This is a genomic window from Gabonia massiliensis (genome assembly GCF_001403595.1).
GTDB lineage: Bacteria > Bacteroidota > Bacteroidia > Bacteroidales > Coprobacteraceae > Coprobacter > Coprobacter secundus.
Genome location: NZ_LN877939.1, coordinates 1212352 through 1238577 on the forward strand (window position 1 = coordinate 1212352; position 26226 = coordinate 1238577).

Here is a 26226-nt window from a genome sequence, read left to right on the forward strand (position 1 = left end):
AAATATAATATTTTAGTTATTGAACCCTGATTTATCGCAATTTTTTAATGTATATTTGTACTTTCACCATAAAAATGAATTCTTGTGATTACACCTGAAAATTATTATCATTCGATACTCCGCGATACGAATATACAATTAAATAAAACACAGAAAAAGATATACAGTATCGGAACCCTCCGGCTACTTATTGTCTTAATAACCTTGGGTCTATTATATTTTTTATGGGATTCTCCTCTTTATATCCTTATCCCTATTTGCCTATTCGGTATCATACTATTTCTCATATTATTAAAAGTACACAATCGATTTTTTATAAAAAAAAGCCTCCAAGAGGCTCGTATATCAATCGCCAAAAAAGAACTCCAACTTTTACAATATCAATTCGATGAAACTGATGAAGGAAACGAATTTATAAATACGGAACATGATTTCAGTAATGACTTAGATTTATTCGGCCATAAATCTCTTTTCTCATATATCAATCGCAGTGCATCTTTGTTAGGAAGAAACCGACTGGCTGAAATATTACAAAAGCCTTTAAAAGATACACATTATATTTTGAAGCGACAAAAAGCTATTGAAGAATTATCTAAACTGACAGAATTACGAATCGATTTTCTCGCACATGGGTTAACTTCAAATGAAAAAAAATCAGATATAAATACTATCCGCAACACAGCATCTTTAAAAAATGTAATTCCGGCAAAATATATACAAATATGTAGTCTATATATTATTCCCGTATTATTCACGATATTACTTCTATTATGGATAGCCGGAATATCTACTGGTACATGGATTTTGTATTTATTCATTATTTGTTTCACCTACGCAACTATTAAAAGTAAAAAAGTTTCTACATTACAAAAACAATTGAACGAAGGGCTACAGTCCTTAAATTCATATACCAAACTTATCGAATCATTAGAGAAAACTCAGTTTAAAAGTCAACTCTTACAAGAGCTTAAACAAGAAATCAATATTGATGGTACGCCTGTTTCTGAACGAATAAAAAGATTGGCCAAACTTCTCGGCAATCTCGACCAACGATATAATGCTATCGGTTTTGCTATACTTAATGGTTTTTTACTCTGGGATTTCAGACAATTAACAGCAATAGGAAAATGGCTTGATGAAAACGCAGGACAATTGGATCAATGGCTCTCTGCTTTAGCAGAATTCGATGCCATAAGTTCTTTAGCAACCTTTCATTATAATCATTCCAATTATACATTTCCAGAACTTATTGAAGACGATCATCCCGTACTGTCAGCTGTTAATATGGGGCATCCTCTAATTCCTCCGACACGTTGTATTCTAAACGATATTGACATGCCACTGAGACCCTCCTTTCTAGTAATTACAGGAGCTAATATGGCAGGAAAAAGCACGTATCTTCGGACTATAGGAATCAACCATGTTTTAGCTTGCATCGGGGCTCCTGTATGCGCTGAAAAAATGAGAATTACTCCTTGTACTCTATTTACAAGTTTGCGTACCACAGATTCTCTCAAAGACCAAGAATCATATTTTTTTGCAGAACTTAAACGATTGAAAGTTGTCATCGACCGACTCAAAACGAGAGAAAAAATATTTATTATTCTAGATGAGATTTTGAAAGGAACAAACTCTGTTGATAAACAGAAAGGTTCTTTAGCGTTAGTCGAACAGCTAATTGAATTAAATGCTTCCGGAGTCATAGCAACTCATGACCTGTTACTCGGAGAGTTGGCAAACTCATATCCCGATATAATACGAAATTTCCGTTTTGAAGCAGACATTACAAATGACGAGCTTTCGTTTTCTTATCGTCTACAACCAGGTATTGCACAAAATATGAATGCTTATTTCCTTATGCGAAAAATGGGAATTATCAAAAAATAAAGAATCTTTTGCCGCTAAAAAACTATTCAAATTTCCTTATAAAAATATGGGGTATTCATAATTAATTGTATCTTTGCGCCCCCGTGTGCTTGTCAAACCACGTTAAAAACAAGATTATTATGAAACAAACCGTCAGTTTACCCTTTATGGCCTTAGGCATACTTTTCTGTGTATGCCTTATTATTTCCAACATTCTGGAAGTTAAAATGATTGAAATCGGAGGCATCACTGCAACTGCAGGACTTATCGTATTCCCTATTTCTTACATAATAAATGACTGCATTGCAGAAGTGTGGGGATACCGAAAAGCTCGTCTGATCATTTGGGCAGGATTTGCAATGAATTTTTTGGCCGTTGCATTTTTTCAATTGGCTATCTTACTGCCTTCGGCCAAATTCTGGGACGGACAAACTGCATTCGTATCAATCTTCACGGCAACGCCTCGTATAGCTATAGCCAGTTTAATTGCATTTTTGATCGGCTCATTTTTAAACGCATATATAATGAGTAAAATGAAAATAGCAAGTAATGGAAAAAGATTCTCATTACGAGCAATAGTCTCTACCTTAGTAGGAGAAAGTGCTGATTCTCTACTTTTCTTTCCTATTGCCTTTGCTGGTATAGTTCCGATTAAAGAATTATTTATCCTTATCATTACTCAAGCAATACTTAAATCTGTATATGAAATTCTAATATTACCAGTAACCATAAAAGTTGTACGATATATCAAGAAAATAGACGGTAGCGACGTTTATGATACCAACATCTCATACAATATTCTCAAAATAAAAGAAGTGTAACAAATTATATATAATGAAACAAAATGAATTAACCCTATTAGGAGGGAAAACCGAGTATAAACAAGAATATTCACCTGAAGTCTTAGAATCTTTCAACAACAAACATCCTGAGAACGACTATTGGGTGCGTTTTAATTGTCCTGAATTTACAAGCCTTTGTCCAATTACCGGCCAGCCGGACTTTGCAACTATACAAATCGATTATATTCCTAATATAAAGATGGTAGAAAGCAAAAGTTTAAAATTGTACCTATTCAGCTTTCGTAATCATGGGGCTTTCCATGAAGATTGTGTAAATATAATTATGAAAGATCTTATCAAGCTAATGGCTCCTAAATATATAGAAATTACCGGATTTTTTACTCCCCGAGGAGGTATAAGTATACACCCTTATTGTAATTATGGCCAACCAGGAACAGAATATGAGGATTTAGCCAAACAACGTTTATTTAATCATTGATAAACTAATTATCTTAAATTTGAAATAGGTTAAAGACAACTCTAATTTTATCTTCAACCTATTTCATATCTAATAAATTCTATTTTCGAATTATTATTTTCCGATTTATAACTTGATTATCAAGAAGAATTTGTAAAAAATAAATACCTGAATCAACATTGGAAACATCTAATCTTCCCTTATCAAAAGTATAAAACCGACGGCTCATTACAATACTTCCAGAAGAAGAAAGTAAATTTACAGTATAATTGTTTTGTGCCATTTGTCCATCAAAAACAATCTCTGTTGTTGCAGGATTCGGATATACTCTAAATAGTTTATCCAATTCAATACTCTCCAATGAAGAAGGTAAAGCCTCTCCTCCAAAAGAAAACTCTCCAATATTATTCGTTGCATCACACTCTTTTCCCAAGTTCATGTAATTTACGTCTACTTGCAATTTATAATTCCCGGAAATATAAGTCCACATCTCCGTCGAAGGATCTACTGTCATCAAAACAGATTCTCCGCCCACCAAATCTTTTTCATAAGCAACAGAATATGCTGTATATAAAAGTTCATCAGTATCTGCATCATAAAGTCTAAAACGGACTTTACAGCGAGTAGGATCACTCGGGCGACGATTGGTCACCTCTCCTCGTTCAATATTCTGAACCCAAACCTGAAATTGAATCGGTTCACCTTCTCTTACCAATTCAGGAGCAAAAGACAAACCATCTTTATTAAGTACTTGTATTTTATATGGATACAAATCTCCCAAACGAGTCATCGAAGCACTCATACTATTAATCTTGTAATGAACAACTTTGGCATAAGCATTTTCTTCTGCTAGAATCTCATATGTTCCATCTATATTTTTACGAGCATTCATCGCATATGTAAAATCAGTCCAACCACTTTTACCTTCCACTACATCTGTAGGTCCCAATTGTCCAGCATAATCTCCTGTAAAACGATTATACAAATTTATTTTTCCTCCTTGCTGTTGTTGAGTAAATATATAATCTCCAGCAAAAGCTAAACATTTGGCATCTTCTCCCGTAAATTTTCCTGAAGCATCCTTTACAGCAAAAGGAATATCAATCTTTAACGTATACTCCCAGGTTTCCGGATTTATCTTATCTAAAAGTTTTTCTTTTACTTTGTCATATACAAGAATTGTTGTTCCGACCTGCCCCCAAAGGCTTGGTTCATCCCAAGGTCTTTCGGTCGTATAACATCCTATAATCAACTCATCTCTATCGATATCATACAATACACGACTTACATCTGTTATAAAAGATGGTAACATATATGTCTCTTCTGTAGCATATTGTAAAACACCATTAGAATCTTCACCTTGTACTTTCCACAAACGAAACGAACAAAGTCCATTAATTTTATTCCGGTCAGCTACCCATAAATTACCATTTTTATCCACATATTGCGAAAACGTATTGGCTACTTTCGAATACGTTATTTCATTCGACTGAGGCTGTCCATCCCCATTTTTATCATTCCAAAAGGAAAATTCATCAACAAGAACTTTCATAAAAGGGACTGCAATATAACCATAATTATCTGGATCAAAACGATAGCCTGCTAATCCCGTAGAATACATATTACTAACAAAAATATAATCCTTTCCTTTTATCTTTCTTTTAAATACTCCAGTTTTTAATGGATAAGGAGGATTCGGTTCCAATCTCATATCCTTTGGAAAAGCAAAAGGATCTACTGTGGTAGCGATGAACTTATCTATACGGCAACCGTTTTTCGAATAGTCTATATCATAAATCCGTTCCGTACAATATACTCGATTCAATTGCGTTTGATCAAAATCTGCAGTAGCAGTAAATACTAATCCTTCTTGTTTCCACAATAATTCTTTGGTTGCTTCTTTATATGCACAAAGTGTAGCTCCACTCGAATTTACAAACATATTAGAAATATAAATATTTCCATTATCATCAACTCCTACACCGGTAGGCCCTTCAAATCTCAAAGGTCCAGCTTCTCCTTGCTTATAATTCCCACTTTTTGCTAAAATACCACCTTTTTCTCCAAATGTTGAAGATAATTCTGGAGCTTTATAAATATTCGTGTAAATCAAAATATTCAAATCTTTTCCACTATTCGCCATTAGTATCCGCTCTTTTCCACTTTTTGTATCGACAGAAAAAGATCTTATATCCGTGCCTTCTGGCAAAGTAATCACAGACCGCTCAAGAATGGTCCCATTCATCAAATTATAAGGTACAATTTTATTCCCTTCTTTCATCCAAACATATCCTTTTTTATCTGCATACAAATAACCTGCGTTATTTACCTTGAAACGACGAAGAGGAACATCTGACATTGTTTCTTTATCATATACAAGTAAAGAATCTGACATTTCAGAAACTGTCGGATCTTTCGGCAGAGAAACAATTAAATATTTATCTGTTACAGCAATACCCGTCGCTTGACGGTTTTCTTCTTCTGCAATAAATAACATATTCCCTCCTGGTCCATATCCACAAGGGAAACTCGCTTCTAATCCAGTTTCTGCATCATATCTATGTATCACTTGCCATTCCACTCCATTTGTTTTAGGAGGAAATTTCCTTCTTCCATTTCCATTTAACTCATCATTTCCCCCACTTCTCCCATTAAATCGCATTAATTGGTAAATATATTTATCATCCATTGTTACTTCTTTACCTGAATTTCGCCCGTAACTTCCTGTACCTGAATTTTGGGGGATGCATATAATTTGATTATTTTTAAATACTCCAACGTTTGTTCCTCCTTCATCCCAGCCACATATCGTTACAACTCTTCCATCCGGATGCACATAAATACTTGTTATACTATGAGGAACATGAGTTTTAGGTACTCCTCCTGTATTGGCGATCCAAGAATTCGAATAATCGTCTAAAGAACCGCAAAAACACGAATTAGGATACACTGAAATTTGAGCTAAAAGTCCGGCACTTTCAGAGAATAATGCTACAGACAAAATAGCTATAACATAAACATATTTTTTATAATATCTCATATACTTACAAATATTAAAGAGGAGCGGATTAATTTCCTAAATAAATCAATCCGCTATCCTACACTTTTACTTTTTAATGAATAATTCTGATTTGCCTTTTACTTTGATTATATAAGTTCCGGCTGATAAATGCGCGACAGAAATAAATTCACCATGATAAGATTGTACATTCTTCAACAATTTTCCTGATAAGTCATAAATAGAAAAATTCTCTACTTCTCCCAAAATTTGAAAACTCTCTGATACTGGATTAGGATATATCTTAATTTGAGGTGCAGAAATTTCTTCGACCCCTGAAACCAATTCAAAATTAGCAGTAATATTCACATCACTTTCAGGCATTAAAAATGTTGTTATCTTGTTATTCACATCTTCAAAAACTACTCCGACTGTTTTTGTTGACCAATTTACAAACTTCTGATTATCTCTTTCGTCCGCAACAACAGTTACTTTTGTCCCTGGAGCCACATCTAAAACCGGATTATCACCAACAAATGCTTGGCCTCCAATAATATCTATCATATATAACATCTCATAAACAGCTTTAATTGTTACTGGACCATCAATCATCACAAAAGTAGTTACCCTCGCATTCGGATCATCTATGACAAGACCATCCCCTTCCACAATCTCCCATTTCTTAAATGTCTTGCCTTCTTTCGAAGATGGTGCTTCTATTTCAACAACGCTGCCAATAGCAGCTACACCTGAAGGAGTTATAGCATCAACAATAGTATACGCCTTCGTAGCAGCAAATACAGCAGTAACAGTAACATCTGTATCCGGCATCGTAAAAGAGGTATTTTTATTATTTATATTGGTAAATGTAACTTGAGGATCAGATTCCCATTTTGAAAATGCCATACCTTCTTCTGATGGGGTATTTGCCAGAACTTCAACTCGATATCCTGGAACAGCAACATTTTGAGATGCAGTACCACCTACAACACTTACTATACGATATGCAACAAACTGATCATCATAAAAACCCTGAACATCGTTTTTTATTCCTGACTCACTATAATTCCTATCCCACCAAGAGCTTTTATACGCATCCAACGACTTTTCCGGTACTCCCACTTTTGTATCGACAGGTAATCCTCTAAAATTTGAACTACCCATACAAACTTCTCCTCCTTGAGGTGTACGATCTACTTTAACAAATCCAGGAGGTATTACTGCTTTACATACTATTTGGACCAAACTTGCACAATTAGCAAAACACTCCCCTCCGATCTGTGTCAGCGTAGATGGCAATTCTACATATTCGAGATCCGATGTTCCACTCTCCGTTTTAAATAAACCAGCTCCAAGAGTTTCCACACCTTCCGTAAAAATAATCCGCTTCAACTTATCAGCTTTTTTAAAAAAGCCATCACCCACATTCTTTATTTCTGAACCGTCAATAGACAAACTTTCAACTTTATTTCCTGCTGGAAAAATCATTAGCTCATGCGTCTGCTTATTATATAACATACCAGACATTGATCCATATAGAGGATTATCCTCAGAGACATAAAAATTTTCTAAATTGATATTTCCATCTACATCTCTATAATTTTTATCTGCAAAAGTTGTAAAACTAGCAGGAAAAGTTATTGATTTTAAATTGTCATTATTTCCCATAGAATATGCTCCAGAAAATTTTACAACGCCTTCAGGTATTTCAAAATCCGCATCTGTTTTTCCCGATGGATAAAGGGCCAACTCTGTACCATCCTTACTATAAACAACCCCATCCACACTTTTCAATGTCGTATTTGCAACATCGACAATCACCTCTGTCAGACTCTTACATTTATCAAAACGACTTCTCATATTCCCTGTTCCATTAACAGTAGCAGGGATATATATCTGTTTCATAGCACATTCGGTAAAAGCCCCACCTGCAATATTTTTCGTATTACCAGGTAATTTAAAAATTTCAATAATTTTGTTTTTTTGCAAATTGGCAGGCATGAGCTGATTCTCTGTCGTTGCACTTGAAAGGTCTACAATCTTAACTGATGACATTTCATTAATAATATCAAAATCTGCAACAGTTAGATCCGCACCATTCGTCGTAACAATTAATTCTGTGAGACTTTGTAAATCTTCTTCTGACAATAAATCACTTAAATGAGCACTTGCCGTTACTTCCACCTCCTTTGATTGAACAATTAATACTGCACCTAAACATAGGACTGAGGTCATTAATAAACGTCTATAAGACGTAAACAAATTTTTCATAATGCTTTTTAGATAAAAGATTAATAACTAAATAAAATTAGCCGATTTTCGGTTGACACAAAGCTATACTCATTTATGTGCACCCTAGATATTAAAACGCCGACAAACAGATTACAAAACTCTAATAAAGCACTAACAAAAGGATTGTCGCCCACTATTTATCTATAAATTACAAAAGAATTATCAAAATATAAAAATACCAGTCTACTCTTCGTTTTGATTTTTCTCAAAATCGTTTTCATATATCAGTTGATTTTTACTATCATACAATTTTACATAATCAACAGCACCACACCCTTTAAACCTCAAAGTAATTTCATTTGCTTTGCCTAAACTATTTTCATAAACAGTATTTAAAATAGGTTCATCGTCAAAATAGAACGTAGTTTCTCGGTTAACTACTTGAATACGCATAATATGCCAATCAGATGTATCAAAATTATATTTCCTAAAATCATATTTATCTCCAGTAATTGTTTTCTCTCCACTGATGAATTTTATATATGAATAACAATTTTGATTAATAGAAAAGCCATGTAGTCCCGTATCAGAAAAAACATACATCATAGCGTCATAGCAGGGTATTCCATGGTCTTCTTTTGAATTTCTTACACGAGCCTCAACCATAAAATTATCTCCATCAACTAATCCCTCTTTATAATAAGTATAACTGACGAATAGCTTATCAGTCAAAATATTTTTAGGGATATCTTGAATCGGCATACTAATATATCCTTTCCCCGTATATACATCATTAAAAGACCGTGTACAAAAAAAATCTTGTCTCTCTTCTCGAACATAAGAAGACCAACCAGATGTACGAGTTTCAATACGAATCGTTTTCAATGTCCGGTTTCCATATTTCAAATAGCAGAGACTTTTACCAACATATATATAAGTCATATAAGCTACATTCATATTTTTCTCTAACGGTTTTCGAATAGTATCTCCATTTGACTCTTCATATATTACATAAATACTATCAAAAAGAGATTCCGGAATGCTATACTCGAACTTCACGGTAAGAGGTGACGTACCTTTTGTTTGAACCGCCTCAAATCTTATTCTGGATATCAAATATTCTTTATACCATTTTACAATACCACTATAAAATGTAACACCCACAATAAATAATAAAATAGCTATAATCCCAATATATAGAGAATAAGAACCTACCTTTCTCCTTAACCATTTATTCCGACTTTTCTTTTTATCATTAGAAGTCTCTTCCTCATCAATAACATCTTTTTTTATTTTAGCAACTTTATTATTTCCATCAAAACTTTCCGAGACATTTACGACCTTCTTCGTTTTTTTCATTACGAAATCAGAATAACTCTCATATCCTAGAAAAATACATAAGGCATTTTTTGTCGCTAATTGCGGGCTCGAAGTTTGTTGCTGAAAAAAACGTCTTAGGGTGTTAGCATTTATTCTTATTCGTGATGACCCATAAATTAGATCCTCCAACATCTTAAACTCTGTCAATGTCCAAGTATCCGAACGGCCCCACTCTTGTAAACGAATATTATATTCATCAATAATTTCTTTTACATAATCCCTTTCTGACGTCATATTATATATATTAATAATAGCAAAAAATGAAGAAATAACACTCTTCTGTAACAAAGATATTCAAAATAAAACAATATACAAATATATGTTACGTTCGATTTTTTCTTAAAGGGAATAAATATTTTACATATCATAACAATTTTTTTTGTAAAACAAATGGCTAAAAAAATACTACAAAAACACTTTTTATGCAGTTTGTAAGAGGTTTGTATTCGTTTTGTATTTCTTTTCTTCCTGCTTATTATTATCATGAATCTAAATTTGTAAACAAAAAAAACGAACATTGACCCTAATAAAATATTATGGAAAAGATTTATTTAAAATTTTTGTTCTTATCAATTTCATTTTCTTTGTGTACAATATTCTGTCTTCACGCACAAAAAATTACAGTAAAAGGAATAGTGATATCTTCTCAAAAAGAGCCACTAATCGGAGTTGGAATTATCGAAGAAGGTACTACAAATGGAACAATTACCGATATAGATGGCAAATTCTCAATATCGGTAGCATCTCATTCAAAACTCAAATTCAGTTATGTTGGCTACACATCTAAAATTATAACTGTCGGTAACGAAACTAATCTGACTATTATCCTCGAAGAAAATATGCAAAATTTAGATGAAGTAGTTGTAATAGGTTATGGTACCGTAAAAAAAAGTGATTTGACCGGAGCCGTTTCATCAATCAAAGCATCAGAATTGAATAACACACCAACATCAGACATAGAAAGTGCTTTACAAGGAAAAGTTTCTGGAGTATTTATCTCTAAAAAAAGTGGACGTCCTGGAGATGCAGCTGATGTAAAAATCAGGGGGATCGGCTCATTCAATAGTTCTGGACCTCTATGGGTTATCGATGGAGTACAACAATCTCCCGGGGTAGACTTTAACATGAATGATGCCGAATCAATAGAAATATTAAAAGACGCTTCTGCAGCAGCAATTTATGGAGCAGCAGCAGCTAATGGCGTCATTATTGTTACTACCAAGCGAGGGAAAAAGGGAGAAACAAAAGTAAATTTCAATGCTTATGTTGGATTTGCTCAACCAACAAACATGATAAAACCTCTCAACTCCGGGCAATTAAAAAGGCTCAGGATAGAAGACTTCAATGGTCAAGGCTATATGAGTGAGGAAGCCATGAAAAATTTTCCATTAGAAGAAAATCAGAAAGGATATGCTCTTGATTATGAACCAACAAACGCTGATTATAATTGGAAAGATTTACTATTTTCAAGAGGTATTACTCAAAATTATGATATATCGCTAAGCAAAGGTGAAGAAAACTATAATTTTTATACTTCATTTAATTATTATAATGAAAAAGGAACTTACATCGACACAGGTTTCAGAAGATACTCTTTTCGCTTTAACTCAGATGTAAAATTATATAAGTGGCTGAGTATGGGAGAAAACTTACAATTAACCTGTACAAATCTGAATCCATATGCCGATTCCCGTTATCTGAATAATTTTCTACGAACTTTGCCATTTACCATACCTTATGACAGTAGTAACCAACCAGGAGGATTTGGATATTTTCCTAAAACAGATAATGAAGGGAATGAAATTGATGTAAAATCAATATTAGCAGGATACGATGGAGGAAATCCTCTCGCAGATGAACTAACACACAATGAAAGTCAAAAAAAATACAATCTAAACGGCAGTATATACTTAAAAGTAGAACCCATAAAACAGTTTAATGTAACAGCAACATTTGCAGGAGGACTCGGCTCCGGGATAACTCACATCGAAAACTCTGAATATCAATATCATGCGTTAAAGAAAAGAGACTATACATCGATGAATGAGAATCTGGGAACAAGTTATGGTTGGACAACTAATATTGTCGCAAATTACCACCAAGAATTTGGGGCACATTCATTGACTGCAATGATCGGATTTGAAGCAGCTTACGGGTGGGGTACTACCTTAAGATCATCTGCCCAAAATATGCTCGGAGGTCTCTATATGATAAGTATGGCTTCTAAAGCAGACCGTAATGTCGAAAGCAGTTATAGCAATAATGCTACTGCTTCCTATTTTGGACGTATCAATTATGGATACAAAGATAAATATCTTTTTACTGCTGTATTACGCCGTGATGCTTCTGATCGCTTTGCTCCTAAATACCGCTGGGGAACGTTTCCCTCCTTTTCTGCAGCATGGCGAATCAGTGACGAAAGCTTCTTACGTGACAACGCAGATTGGTTAAATCAATTGAAAATACGTGCTTCATGGGGAATCTTAGGAAATTCGGGAATATCCCAATTCTTGTATACTTCAACATATAACACTTATACAGGAAATTATGCATTTGGTTCCGGAGATCCTCAAACTCCTGTAACAGGATTGTTACTAGACCGCCTTCCAAACTCAAATATAAAATGGGAAGAAATAACTACAACTGACATAGGAATAGATTTAGCTGTATTGAACAATACCCTTACCTTTTCTGCTGACTGGTACATAAAAAATACCAGTGATGCGCTATTCAATACCTCTCTTCCAGACTTATCCGGATTAGGAATAAAAACCAATCCCACACCCAGCTATATTATGAATGTCGGAAAAATACGTAATACTGGTGCAGATTTTGAAATAGCATATCGTAATCGAATCGGAAAAGATTTTAACTATAACATCAATGGAAATATCAGTTTTTTTAAAAACAAAGTTCTTACAACTAATGAATCAAATGATATCTTAATATCTGGAAATGTTCTAAGCGGGACAAACATTTCATATACTCAAAAAGGTCTTCCCATGAGTACTTTTTATGGATATCAAGTAGAAGGAGTATTCCAAACTCAAGAAGAGGTAGACTTCTACAATACTTTAGCTCAAACTAAAGGAAACCAATTTTACCAAGAAAGCGGAACAGCTCCTGGAGATTTGAGATTTAAAGATATTAATAGAGATGGAAAAATAGATTCTGCTGATATTACAAATATAGGAAATCCTTGGCCTAATTTCACTTATGGTTTCAACCTTGGATTTAATTGGAAATTTATTGATTTCAATATATTTTTCCAAGGAGTACAAGGAGGTAAAATTTTCAATGAATATCGAAGTAAAACACATACACTATATTCAGATTACAATACTACAACTTACGCCCTAAATCGTTGGGTAGGCCCCGGAAGCACGAACGAAAATTTCAGAATGGCTGTAGATGATCCAAACGGAAATGAAAGTAAAGCCTCAACTTGGTATTTGGAAAGTGCGTCTTATTTCCGGTTAAAAAATATACAACTTGGTTTTACAATCCCCAAGGAATGGACCCAGAAGGCTAAAATAAATCGTTGCCGGCTATACGTTGCAGCTCAAAATTTATGGACGCTCACCCAATATGAAGGGTTTGACCCCGAATTTTCAACAGGGGCAAATACAGAAGCTGGCATAGATAGAGGAAACTATCCGCAAAATAGAGTTATACAATGTGGAGTACAACTTGATTTTTAATTAATCTATAACCGAAAAACAGCATAATATGAAAAAAATATTTATAGCTCTAATCTTATCATCCGGAGTTCTAACTTCTTGTGAAGATTTTTTTGATATCAATAATTATAGTGGTATCCCTTCAGATGGATTCGTCAATTCAGTAGAAAATGCCCAAAGCGTAGTAAATGGAGCTTATTCCGGCTTATATGGTTTAGAATTATGGCGAGCAGAAATATATTATTATCTCGACTTTGCTACCAACGAATTGGAATATCGTCATACTGATGGAAACCTAATCCAACTGACAAATTTTGGGTATACGGCAGACCAAGCATGGATAAAAAATTATTGGCGCTGCCTATATCGCTTAATTGCAAGAGCCAATGACGCTTGCAGCAAAATATGGGAAATGAAACAGGACACTAAAATCATGAGTACTTTATCCGAGACAGATAAAATAAAAATAAATCAGATGATTGGAGAATGTAACTTTCTAAGAGCATTAGGATATTATTATTTAGTCAGATCTTTCGGAGATAAACTTCCTTCCCACCCTAATTACGATCCACAAGGCATGGGAATACCTATTGTCGACAGCCTTTTGACTGAAAAAGATCAATTAATGATAGGACGAAGTTCATTAAAAGAAAGCTGGGACAAAGTAATACGTGATTTTAAAACTGCATACAATTTTTTACCATCATCATGGGACAACAGTAAATTAGGTGCGGCAACAAAAGGTGCAGCAGCAGGCTATCTGGGGCAGATATATATGTACTTTGGCATGAATGATCCACAAGCTTTTAATGATGCCAAATATTGGTTTGATGAATGTATGAAAGCAGGAAATTATAAATTAACAGAAGATTACGCATGGAATTTCGATATTGATCACGAAAACAACTCCGAATCAATATTTGAAGTACAGTTCGATATTAGTAACAATGACGAAATATCGTCATATACTTGGCGTCGTTTAGGTCCAGAACCTAAATCTTGGGGAGTCGTAAATGCTTCTCAAGAATATGTAGACAAATTCAGTGATGGTTATCGACTGGACCAAGATGTCTACGATGACATAAAAAACAATCCTAAAAAATATATATCGCTAACCAATCCAAGCAAAGTATTGGCTTTGCTCATAGAATATGCTTATGAAGCTCATATTGGAGAAACTGTAAAAACAAAAGATGAATTTATTAACTTATATTCCGGCAATTGGGAACTCCTTGCTGATCAGATAACCCAAGAATTATCCATTCCTCGTTTTGATGTAAAACAAGATGACCCTAATTGGGGCACTGAAAACAGTAAATATTTAAAAATTATTCTTCAGAATTCAGAACAAGGAACAGACCCTCGCATATATGATTCATTTTATATTCCTAATGTCGATATGATTTCTAATTATTGGGATGGTCATGATCCTTATTTATATACAACCAATTATTACGGTTTCAAAAAATATATTCCTTACAATTCTGTAGAAAGCTGGGCTGGTCAAGGGCTACCCGGATTTGAGGGGAACAACTCTATCAATCAAAGAATTTTTCGTTTGGCAGAACTCTACCTACTCTATTCTGAAATATGTTATCGCCAAGGAAATACAATTGAGGCCGAAAATTATTTAAATAAGGTACGTCGACGGGCATGGGGAGAAAATATAGATAGTACAACTCCTCAAGAACATGATTATAAACCATCAGAAGGAGATTTCATAACAATATTAGTAAAAGAACGAGAAAAAGAAATGTGCTTGGAGGGAACCCTTCTTTTCGATTATATGCGTTTAGGATTAGACAAAACCTTATTTATATCTCGTGGATATGATCCTAACAAACATCATCGTTTACCAATTCCATTAGCCGAAAGACAAATAGTAGGAATGGATATTCTCAAACAAAACGACGGGTATTAATCCTAAGATACCTCAACTTATCTAACTGAGATAATATTAACCTTTAAATAAAAACTAATTATGAACAAAAAAAGTACATTTATCGCAGCTATAATAACAATATTATTTGCTGTTAACTTACGCGCACAAGTAACTATAACACGAAATTCAATGGATATATACAAAATATCCACAGAAGAAGGTAATGCCATGATAGTAGATGGAAAAGCTGACGAAAATTTCTGGAGTAATATTCCTTTCCAGAATATTACTCATCCTTTAGTAAACGATGCTTTTACAGAAACTCCTCCAGCAACAAACGGTTACGAAGCCAAATTCAAAGCAGCTTATGATGAATATTATCTATATACATATATCGAAGTAAAAGATAATACACCAATCTACTTTGATGGTACAACAAGTGCAACCAATGTTGATAATATAGAATTTTATTTTAGTGGGGAAGAGCCTTCTGACTCCTATAAAAATCCTAAAAATACTCAATTAAGAATGTTCCCCGGAGTCAGTGACCCATATAAAAATTATGCTACTGGATACGGTTATGTTATGACCATGGTATACGACAATCTGCTTTCAGGTTTTTATTATGAAACTTCCAATATAGATGGAGGATATACCATGGAAGCAATAATACCTTGGGAAACTGTACTTCCGGAAGAGTTCCTAACTAAAATAAAAGATGGAGATAAAATTCTATTTGACATTAATGCATCTAATTGTACAACCACAACCAGTGGAAGAAGTGTCATATTGGGATGGTCTACTCCCGATTTTCACGATTGGACCTATAATCGGTATTTTGGAGATCTCAATTTTAAAGGCAATATTACATCCAGAGTGGAATCTGAACAGATAAACCATCTAAAATATACGATTAGAAATAATACATTACAATTATTCAATGCGGAACTTTTGACACCAATCAGCATCTATAACATATCAGGAAAACTAATAAAATCTACTACATATAATAGCAATGGCATTGATATCTCAAATCTGGCAAACGGTATCTACATTGTCAAAATTGGAAATTATTATATTAAAATCAATAAATAACTATATATCAATAAAATAGAAACCGGAGATGAGAATTTAAAAACTCACCTCCGGTCATTTTTAATTTAAAAATAAACTTTTTCGTACCTTTAACATCAAAAAATATTACTTATGAAAAACAAGCCAAGTTATCTTTCTTTTCTCTTTTTATTATTAGTATTTATCCTTTCCAATTGCCATACACGAACAAAAACTGTCTGGCTCGACGAATTAGATGTATCAAATGCTGATCAAGCTACCGGTATAGCACGTAGTAACCAGTCTATGTGGCAAACCCCACTAATCATTGCCGGAGATACCTTCAAACGAGGAGTAGGGACTCATGCATCCGGAATACTCCGCATAAATCTTGATGGGAAAACGGAACATTTTTCTACTATGGTCGGTATAGATGATTCTGCACCCCAAAACGAATTAGCACAAGCCTCTGCAGAATTTATCATTATAGGAGATAATAAGGTATTATGGAAAAGTGGGATTATGCATGGTGGCGATAAAGCCCTCAAGGCAGAAGTAAATACCAAAGGAATAAAATCACTCATACTTTGTATTGACCATTGTGGTGACGGAATTTCAGGAGACCGTACCGACTGGGTGAATGCCCGCTTTGTTTTTCATGGAGACACCCCATATACAATAAAACGGCCTAAAGAAGCCGAATATATACTTACTCCTCCAGAACCGAAAACTCCTCGTATAAATGCCCCATACATACATGGCGCACGGCCAGGAAATCCCTTCCTTTTCAATTTACCTATTTCTGGAGAACGTCCCCTCAATATAACAGCTAAAAATCTTCCTAAAAGTTTGCATTTAGATGCACAAACAGGAATAATAACAGGTACAGCTCCTAACATCGGAGAATACATAATAACTGTCACTGCAGAAAATAAATATGGTAAAGATATCCATGACATAACTATAAAATCCGGAAATGAAATATCACTTACACCTCCAATGGGATGGAATAGTTGGAATGTATTCGGAACAGATATAGATGACAAAAAAATACGAGAAATTGCAGATGCAATGGTCGAACTGGGATTGCCTAAATATGGGTATACATATATAAACATCGATGATGGCTGGCAAGGAAAACGGGGAGGAAAATATAATGCCATAATGCCTAACGAAAAATTCCCAGACATGAAAAATTTAGTAGAATACATACATAAAAAGGGCCTTAAAATAGGGATATATTCTTCTCCCTGGGTACAAACTTTTGCCGGATATATAGGCGGAAGTGCCGACACGCCTGACGGAAAAATAAATAAACCTGGGAGACGAACCGGAGCATATTCTTTTGCAGAGAACGATGTAAAACAGTGGTGTGAATGGGGCTTTGACTACCTAAAATACGATTGGGTTACAAACGATGTGAAAAATACAAGTGAAATGTCAAAGCTTTTAGCTCATTCAGGGCGAGATATTGTATTCAGCATTTCCAATGCAGCGCCTTTTGAACTTGCCAATAAGTGGGCAGAACTAACTAACGTATGGAGAACAACGGGAGATATTCATGACTCCTGGTGTAGTATGACGACTATTGGCTTTTTGCAAGACAAGTGGCAACCTTACGCCGGACCTGGACATTGGAACGACCCTGATATGCTAATCGTAGGCAAAGTCGGATGGGGAGATGAAATACGGACTACCAGACTTTCTCCTAACGAGCAATATACACACATTACTTTATGGAGTATATTGGCTGCACCACTTCTCATCGGATGTGATTTGCGACTTATAGACGACTTTACTTTAAATTTATTAAAAAATAACGAAGTAATTACAGTCAATCAAGATCCTGCAGGAATACAAGGACATAGGGTTTATTTCGATAAAGAAAAACAAATTGAAGTCTGGGCCCGCCCGCTTAATGATGGCTCCTGGGCTATAGGGCTATTTAATTTAGGAGAAGAACAACAGCCTATATCTATTACATGGGATGAACTCTCCATTTCCGGAAAGCAAATAGTCCGTAATTTATGGGAACAAAAGAATATGGGTATATTTGACAACGAGTATACGGCGAATGTCCCGTCACATGGCACAATATTCATTAAAATAACTCCGTACAAATGAAAACATATTTCTTCTCATTGCTCTACTTCACATTGGGTACAATAGCTCTTCAGGCCCAGAATTTTATAGAGATTCCATTGTATGAACCAATCCCAGATAGTTCTAACGTCGATATACCTTTCATCCATGTATATTTTCCCCCAATAAATAATGGAGCAGCAGTCATCATATGTCCTGGTGGAGGTTATAAGTATCTTGAAATGGACAAAGAAGGTAATGCATATGTCCCATGGTTTAACAATCAAGGATTGGTTGCAATTGTCCTTAAATATCGTTTACCTAATGGGCAACATAAATACCCCTTACAAGATGTCCAAAAAGCCACGCAAATTATCATATCCCATGCTAAAGAATGGAATATCGACATAAATAAAATTGGGATTATGGGTTCTTCCGCAGGAGGGCATTTAGCTTCCACATTATCGACCCGCCACACAATCCAAAATCGTCCAGCTTTCCAAATACTTTTATATCCTGTAATTTCAATGGATACAACAATAACACATCTTGGATCCTATCACCAACTATTAGGAGACCATCCATCAAAAACGCTTGTCAATCTATATTGCAATGAATTGCAAGTAAATGCTCAAACACCTCCTGCATTTATCACATTGTGCCATGATGATAAAACTGTCTCCCCAGAAAACAGCATTCGTTATTATCAAGCCTTATTAAAAAATAGTATTCCTGCTGAGATGCATATATATCCAAAGGGTGGCCACGGCTTTGCGTTTAATGAAAATTTTAAATATATCAATCCCATGCTAACATCATTAAAATATTGGTTATCAAACACATTAGAAAATTTATAAGTGTCATTACAAATACTCCTCAAAGAAACCAAAATACTTGAAGAGTATTTATGCCAGTCCGCTATCTTATTTTTTTTATTATTCCTTTTTCAACAATTTCATTCCCCAGTTATTTGCCTTTTGCCATTGTTCCGGAAAAGTCCAATGTTCGGTTTGGGGAATAATAAGCAACTTTTTAGAGGCGGTAATTACATTTATTGCAGAATAAACAGTTGTCGGAGGACAGACCATATCATTGTAACCAAATGAATAAAATCCCGGAACTTTAATTTGACGCGCAAAATTTACCACATCATAATATGATGCCACTTTTACTTTTTGGTCCAATACATTAGAATTAGAGACATTACCATTAAACAGATGTGGCCAACCTCCAGCTCTACCATGTAAATATCCTGTCAAATCGGAAAGAGCCGGATAGTAACAAATTAGACCTTTTATACGATTATCTAACCCTGCAGTAACAATTGCTAAAGCTCCCCCTTGACTTCCTCCTTCTACTACTATATTTTCTCCATCAAATTTATCTAAACTAAATATATAATCTACTGCCCGTATACAACCCAAATAAACTCGCTTATAATATGTTTTATCCGCATCGTCCCAATTAGAATAAAAATATTCCCGTAATGCCCCCATTCTTAAATCCTCATAAACTTGTTCTTCCATCGTAACCGGAATACCATGAACTCCTATTTCTAATGTAATTATTCCATTCGATGCATTGTAAACATCTCCATTATATGCACGAACTCCAGCCCCGGGCACTCTCAACAATGCCGGATATTTTCCCGGTGCCTTAGGAATTGCAAGAATACCATATAAATGAGAACCCCACTTATAATTCTGAATACATATTTCATAAACATCTGCCCTATCGGTACACCGCTCAGGCAATAAAATCATTTTAGGGTCTATCGGAATTTTGGCATTCTCGGCTTTTGCCTTATTCCAAAAATCAAGAAAATCATCTGGATAGCTAACAGTCGGTTTGATTTTTTCAGGTTCAAATCCTGCTGTTGCAAGACCGGTATATTCTTTCCCATCATAAAAAGCTTTAACAATACAACGTAGAAAACCCGATTCTTTCATCGTACCAGCATCTATCTCTCTCTTTCCCCCTTTCAATATTACGTTCTCTTTCTTAAAAGGACTCATCATATCATACGAAAGTTCATATCTAATTTCAACATTCGAAAGAGGTACATTATTTTTATAAACAACGACATTGAATTTTACCCTGTCACCTATTTTATATAACCAGTCTGGATTATCGGGAGACACGGATACTTGAATTAATTGTACTTTAGGTTGTGCTAATGCAATAGTTGTCCCTATTAGCAGGAAACATAATAATAAAATCTTCTTCATGGTTGCAAAATAAAATTTATACTAATTACGAATTTCTATACACATCTTTTTATAATATGGATGTCTAAAATTATATTATACAAATATTGAGATTATATAGAAATTTCTTATTTAATTTCGTACACAAATAATTTGATTTAGTACAACCATAACTTTTATATCTCATAAAAGCAAGAGTTGGTGATTTTTTCATATTACAATATCATCAACCCTCCTTTAATTTGATCTATATCTTATCTCATCAACTATTTTTCTTCTTAAATTCTGTAGGTGATATACCGTAATGCTTTTTAAAACATACACTAAAATATCCGGCATCACTAAATCCTGCTTGATAAGCAATTTCCGATACTGTCATCTGTGTGTCTTCCAAAAGTTGGGCACTCCGCTTAAGGCGCATGTCCAATATAAACTCTTTGATACTCATCCCTGTTATTTCATTAATTTTTCGATATAATAAAGTGCGACTTCCTCCCATATCTGAAACAAAAGACTCTACATTATACTCAGGATTATCGATATTTTTTTCTACAAATCCGATTGCCTTTTTCAATAAATCCTCATCAATGGATGAAAACGTCACTCGAGATGGTTCTGCCACAATCTTTTTACTATAACGCTCTTTTAGCAACTCCCGACTCTTTATCAGATTTTTTACTTGTTCTTTCAGAAAATTTATATCGAATGGCTTTTCTATAAAAATATCTGCTCCATCTTTCAAACTTTGAACCTTATGTAAAGTTCCCAAGGCTGATATAATAATAATGGGTATATGGCTTGTTTTTATATCTGATTTCATTATTTTAGAAAGCTCAAACCCATCCATCTTCGGCATCATTAAATCCGTTATAACGACCTGTGGATTTATCCGATGAACTAAACTAATTCCTTCCTCCCCATTTGAAGCAATATAAACGTTATAATATACAGAAAGCTTTTTTTCCATATATATTCTTAAATCGGCACTATCTTCTACAATGACGATATCATAAGCTTTCCTCTTATCACGCCCCGACCCTTCAACATTTTCCTCTGTATTCACATCTATATTTTTCAGCTCTGACAGAGTATAGTCATAGGTAAATGACTTATCTTCAATGCTTTTATTTTGTACCTTAGAAAAGGGTATAACTATGCGAAAAGAGACTCTTTTGTTTGCCGAATCTAAAATAATATTACCGTTCAATGCTTCGACTAATTCTTTCACAATAGAAAGCCCCAACCCCGTACTGCTTTCAAAAACCGGAATTTTATCGGACAATCTCGAAAATGACTTGAACAACCTATGCTTTTGGTCTTCATCAATCTCTACTCCCGTATTAATAACCTCAATAGAAACATAATCAACATCACTTTTTCCAATCGAATACACTTTTTCTAAGGAAACGACATCCTTTTCAGAAGCTAAAGTTATATTTAGGGAAACAGCCTCTCCTTCCGGAGAATATTTAATAGCATTTGAAATAAGATTAAATAATATTTTCTCAACAATATCATAATCGAAATAAACGACTAAATCTTGTTTAAACGTTGCAAAATTCGTAGCTATAAATTTTCGTTCGGCATAAGGTTCAAACAAAGAAAATATATCTCTAATATATTTTACCAAATTTCCTTGTTGCGGATTTAATGTAATTTTCTTACTTTCTATTTCTCTAAATTGCAATAATTGACTAATCATCCGCTGTATCTTTATGACATTCCGTTCTATCAGATGTACATATTTCACACCTGACGAATCATCAGGGAGTGCATTTCTCAGCTGATTCAGCGGATTTACAATCAATGTTAACGGAGTTTTAAGGTCATGTGATATATTCGTGAAAAAATCTGTTCTTAATTGTATCAGCTCATTCATCTTTTGTTCCTTCATCTGTTCTAATTTAAGCCGATGATCAAAAATTCTTTTATTAGCATACAACTTATATACAATAACAACAAAAGAAACAAAAAGAAAGAAATAAAAAATAAGTGCCCAAGGTGAAAACCATGGAGCAGGTTTTATCTCAAAATTCAAAGCCGATACCTGTTTTCCCCACACTCCATCATTATTTGCCGCCTTAACTTCTAAAGTATATGAGCCAGAAGTCAAATTTGAAAATTGTACAAACCTTTGTTCTGAAGGTAATATCTGCCAGTCTCCATATCCTATTCCTCCCACCAATCTATATGCAAACTTATTTTTAGAAGAGTTCAAATAACTATCACACGAAAAATATACCCGTATATGCGATTGGTCATAAGATAATGTAATACGGTCATCCGAAAGCCGATTTACTCCCATAACTGAAATATCTTGTTTCAAAATAGTATTATTTCCAGGCTTTATGCTATTATTATTTATTTGAAAATCTGTAAAAAATACTTTTGGCTCCTGCATGTTCTGATGGATATTATGAGGGTCAAACAGTACGAAACCTTTCGTCCCACCAAAAACGATTTCACCTTTAGCTGTTCTAAAGCACGATTTAGGATAAAAAGAACCAATCCTTTCCATATCAAAAATATCTACTTTTTTAAAAAGAGCTTTCTCCCGGTCATAATAATACACTCCATCATCCGTGCTCATCCAAATATTATTTGATGAAATATCTTCTACAATACCAAAAACAATTTTAGGAATAAAACCTTGGGCAACTCCCACATTTTCATACGTTCCATCAGGCTTTAAGATATTTATTCCCCCACCCATTGTTCCTACCCAAAGTTCTGAATTTTTAGTTTTACGAAAACACACCAAATTATTAACAGAATAAGGGACATCTTTAATATAATATCGTTTTTCAATTTTCTTTTTCTTTACATCCATCACATATATCCCACGATGAGAGAATAACCATATTTTCCCTCGTTTATCCCGATATATTCGCTCGATAGAAATATCATTTAAAATCGTCCCATTAACATCTACTAGAGCAATTTGTCTGACTTTTCCCGATTTCAAGTCCTTATAATAAAGGGTTTCTTCCGGATTCGAAACCCAAATACCCGAATCAGCTTCAAACGCAAAATCATATACACTCATTTGCTGAGTATAATTATTAGGGTCATATATATTCATATCTCCAAATCTGCCAGTAGACATATTATATTCCATGATTCCCCCATTATAAGCAGCAATCCGTATGTTTTCTTTACCTTTATCAAAAAATAATGCCTTTATCAAATCATAATTTATACCATCACTATCTGAATGGGTATGATAAGAAAAAGTATCATTTTTCCTATCCCACACATTTATTCCACCACCTTCAGTACCTATCCACAAATTATTGTCTTTATCTTCAGCAAAACAACTAACAATAGAATTATTCAATTGGCCATATAACTGAGTTTTATATATAATATGACTTTCTATAAAATTTAAATAACCTAATTTCCCTCCAAATGTACCTATCCAAACACCTCCGTCAGCATCCGGATAAATAGACCAAATAGAATTATGGGGTAGAGAATACATATCTCCCAATTTTGATTGTAAAAGGACCAATTCATCTGTTCGGGGGTCAATCAATAAAAGCCCATTTTGAGTAGCGACCCATAAAATTCCATATTCGTCTACATATAAATACTTTAAATCACTTGGTATTTCATTATTAATCGTATATTTTTTTTTGATATTTCCATTCTTATCTAATCGATATAAACCCGGATTTGTCAATACAAAAAAATCACCCTGATAACCAATCATCTGCCTCATATATCTAATATTTTCATTCAAAGTAGCAAATAATTGAGGTTTTTTCATGTTTCTATTCAACCTATATATATTGTCTCCATCAGCAAAATATGTATATCCATTTATATGGCTTAATCCGGACAATCCTTTCTTTGCTTGATATGGATAAACCGTAACTTGAGCTTTTTCTGAATAAAAAAAAGACTCAATTCTTCCATTTCTTAACATCCACAACAAGCCATCAGCCTCTTGTGCTACAGAATTATTTACATCTCCATCGATAATTTGACTGAACTGTGATGTACTATAATTAAATAATAATAAACCTTGGTCCGTAACGACAAAAAGCCGCTTATCTTTATCTGTAAATACCGTCTTATAAGTCCACGGAGTACGAGGGAAAAGTCGAGCAACATATCGGTCCATCTGATTGAACGAATTTCCATCATACATAAACAATGCATCCCGCCCATTATACCAGATACGTCCAATACTATCTTTTGTAATTCCCATAATACCATGATAATAATGGGTAGCCGGAATCGTATGGAATCTATATCGAGATATATCAATTGCCCATATCTCACAAAAAGATAATAGAAGAATACATGCAACAAAATAGCATTTTCTCATCAAAGGATTTTTTATTATAATATTTCTACCTAGCATAAAAATTTAGGGAATTAAGGTATTAGAAAAAATTAATTGATCATTTCCCTCACAAATACCAATATATTTGATTCATCTAATTTCCGGGTCTTACAATCATAAGTTTTATGTAAAAATAAAACTAAAACTTAATTTCTCATAAAATTATTCGTTAATTTCCCCTTAAATCTAAACATAAATAAAACTACATACCAAAATAAATATTTTTTGAGAATAGAATAATAACACTAAAAGCAATATGTACAAAACGCATATTGCCTTAACATAACCTTATATAAATGGATATATTTCCCTATACCACCATTACTATCGGATATTTGTAATTTTTCGTGGATTCAAAACTGCACAGTGCGCTGCTCTCTTAGCAACTTCCACTCTTTTTTTATCTATATTTTGAGGCATGTAAGAATTATTTATAACATTAATTCCATAAATTTTCTCAAACCATGTACAGGCTACTGTAAAACGTCCTATATCATAACTCAAATGAAATCCATCCCGACAAAAATTGTCCCCAATAAAACTTGTTCGCCCATTTTGTATCGCCGTTCCTGAAGGTATAATCATTTCTATATTTACCTCATCCGCAGCTTTCCACACAGCATCAACAATAGCATTATACATCTTCATCTGGTCTTTATCATAATATTGGAATCCATCACGCTTACAACCATTGGCATAAGCCCAAGTTTGATGAAGCATATAAATTGTACGTTTATTCCGGACATTTTTCTTTACATACTCAACTAAAGATGGTAGAAAAGTCATATACTTATCTATTATACCAGAAAACGGGCTGGCCTCTTGAAAGCTGATATAATCCCATTTTTCTTCTTTTAATACTGATTTCATCGATTTATTTTTATCCCTTATATAACGGCCCTTTCTATCAATTTTTCGATATTCATAAACTGAGGCATTATGCAAAGCATTATCCAAATGTTTCTCTAACGTACACCCCCCAATAAGCAAGTTTCCTATAACTATTTCTTTGCCTGAAGCTTCTGCCAACTCGTACAAATAATTTTCCACAGCATCTTCCGAAAAACTATTACCTATAGAAAGAACTTTTATTACATTTTTTTTCTTTGCCGCTAATTCAGAAAATCCGCCCAAACCAGGTATTATAAATACTAACAGCAAAACAAGTACAATCAACTTCAAACTTTTCATTTAGCAATATTCTTATAAGTTCTATAATCTTCACTATTATTTCC

14 protein-coding genes are annotated in these 26226 nt (G+C 34.0%); 8 read left to right on the plus strand and 6 right to left on the minus strand.

Going from position 1 to position 26226, the window contains the following annotated elements; translation table 11 throughout:
• Positions 1-84 precede the first annotated feature (84 nt).
• The 3 genes from BN2628_RS09545 (at position 85) to queF (ending at position 3147) form a co-directional block, all read left to right on the plus strand.
• Positions 85-1887 carry a MutS-related protein gene (locus BN2628_RS09545; RefSeq protein WP_052431403.1) on the plus strand — a complete coding sequence of 601 codons (1803 nt, stop codon included), beginning with the start codon at positions 85-87 and terminating at the stop codon, positions 1885-1887.
• A gap of 119 nt (positions 1888-2006) precedes the next feature.
• A complete protein-coding gene (locus BN2628_RS09550) occupies positions 2007-2687 on the plus strand; it encodes a queuosine precursor transporter (RefSeq protein WP_021930617.1) in 681 nt (226 codons plus the stop codon).
• Positions 2688-2700: 13 nt separating this feature from the next.
• Positions 2701-3147 carry a preQ(1) synthase gene (gene queF / locus BN2628_RS09555; protein ID WP_044225837.1) on the plus strand — a complete coding sequence of 149 codons (447 nt, stop codon included), beginning with the start codon at positions 2701-2703 and terminating at the stop codon, positions 3145-3147.
• Between the two features lie 79 nt (positions 3148-3226).
• On the opposite strand, the gene BN2628_RS09560 is transcribed toward queF, so the two are convergent.
• The 3 genes from BN2628_RS09560 to BN2628_RS09570 all read right to left on the minus strand — a co-directional run bounded on the left by BN2628_RS09560 (position 3227) and on the right by BN2628_RS09570 (position 9970).
• Positions 3227-6166, minus strand: a complete 2940-nt coding sequence (locus BN2628_RS09560; RefSeq protein ID WP_044225840.1) for a T9SS type A sorting domain-containing protein — start codon at positions 6164-6166, stop codon at positions 3227-3229.
• A 66-nt stretch (positions 6167-6232) separates the two neighbouring features.
• Complete coding sequence (locus BN2628_RS09565; protein WP_082002215.1) at positions 6233-8395, minus strand: InlB B-repeat-containing protein; 2163 nt, start codon at positions 8393-8395, stop codon at positions 6233-6235.
• Positions 8396-8599: 204 nt separating this feature from the next.
• Entirely contained in the window at positions 8600-9970 is a 1371-nt protein-coding gene (locus BN2628_RS09570) for a hypothetical protein (RefSeq protein ID WP_044226437.1), read from the minus strand.
• Positions 9971-10272: 302 nt separating this feature from the next.
• Here BN2628_RS09570 and BN2628_RS09575 point away from each other — a divergent pair, with 302 nt between their 5' ends.
• From BN2628_RS09575 to BN2628_RS09595, 5 genes are all read left to right on the plus strand, one after another.
• The gene (locus tag BN2628_RS09575; protein WP_055096985.1) at positions 10273-13437 is read left to right on the plus strand and encodes a SusC/RagA family TonB-linked outer membrane protein; all 3165 of its coding nucleotides are present in this window, start codon (positions 10273-10275) and stop codon (positions 13435-13437) included.
• A 28-nt stretch (positions 13438-13465) separates the two neighbouring features.
• Complete coding sequence (locus BN2628_RS09580) at positions 13466-15337, plus strand: RagB/SusD family nutrient uptake outer membrane protein (RefSeq protein WP_044225847.1); 1872 nt, start codon at positions 13466-13468, stop codon at positions 15335-15337.
• A 60-nt stretch (positions 15338-15397) separates the two neighbouring features.
• Positions 15398-16393, plus strand: a complete 996-nt coding sequence (locus BN2628_RS09585; protein ID WP_044225854.1) for a sugar-binding protein — start codon at positions 15398-15400, stop codon at positions 16391-16393.
• 111 nt (positions 16394-16504) lie between these two features.
• Positions 16505-18475 (plus strand): NPCBM/NEW2 domain-containing protein, encoded by a 1971-nt coding sequence (locus BN2628_RS09590; RefSeq protein ID WP_044225857.1) that lies wholly within the window; start codon positions 16505-16507, stop codon positions 18473-18475.
• Positions 18472-19290 (plus strand): alpha/beta hydrolase, encoded by an 819-nt coding sequence (locus BN2628_RS09595; RefSeq protein WP_044225860.1) that lies wholly within the window; start codon positions 18472-18474, stop codon positions 19288-19290. Before BN2628_RS09590 ends, BN2628_RS09595 begins: the two co-directional genes overlap by 4 nt.
• 78 nt (positions 19291-19368) lie before the next feature.
• Here the strand turns inward: BN2628_RS09595 and BN2628_RS09600 are convergent, their stop codons facing one another.
• The 3 genes from BN2628_RS09600 to BN2628_RS09610 form a co-directional block, all read right to left on the minus strand.
• Entirely contained in the window at positions 19369-20661 is a 1293-nt protein-coding gene (locus BN2628_RS09600) for an acetylxylan esterase (RefSeq protein ID WP_044225861.1), read from the minus strand.
• Between the two features lie 241 nt (positions 20662-20902).
• On the minus strand, positions 20903-24973 hold the full coding sequence (locus BN2628_RS09605; RefSeq protein ID WP_257606447.1) for a hybrid sensor histidine kinase/response regulator transcription factor: 4071 nt from the start codon (positions 24971-24973) through the stop codon (positions 20903-20905).
• 342 nt (positions 24974-25315) lie between these two features.
• Positions 25316-26182 (minus strand): DUF4886 domain-containing protein, encoded by an 867-nt coding sequence (locus BN2628_RS09610; protein WP_044225862.1) that lies wholly within the window; start codon positions 26180-26182, stop codon positions 25316-25318.
• Positions 26183-26226 lie beyond the last annotated feature (44 nt).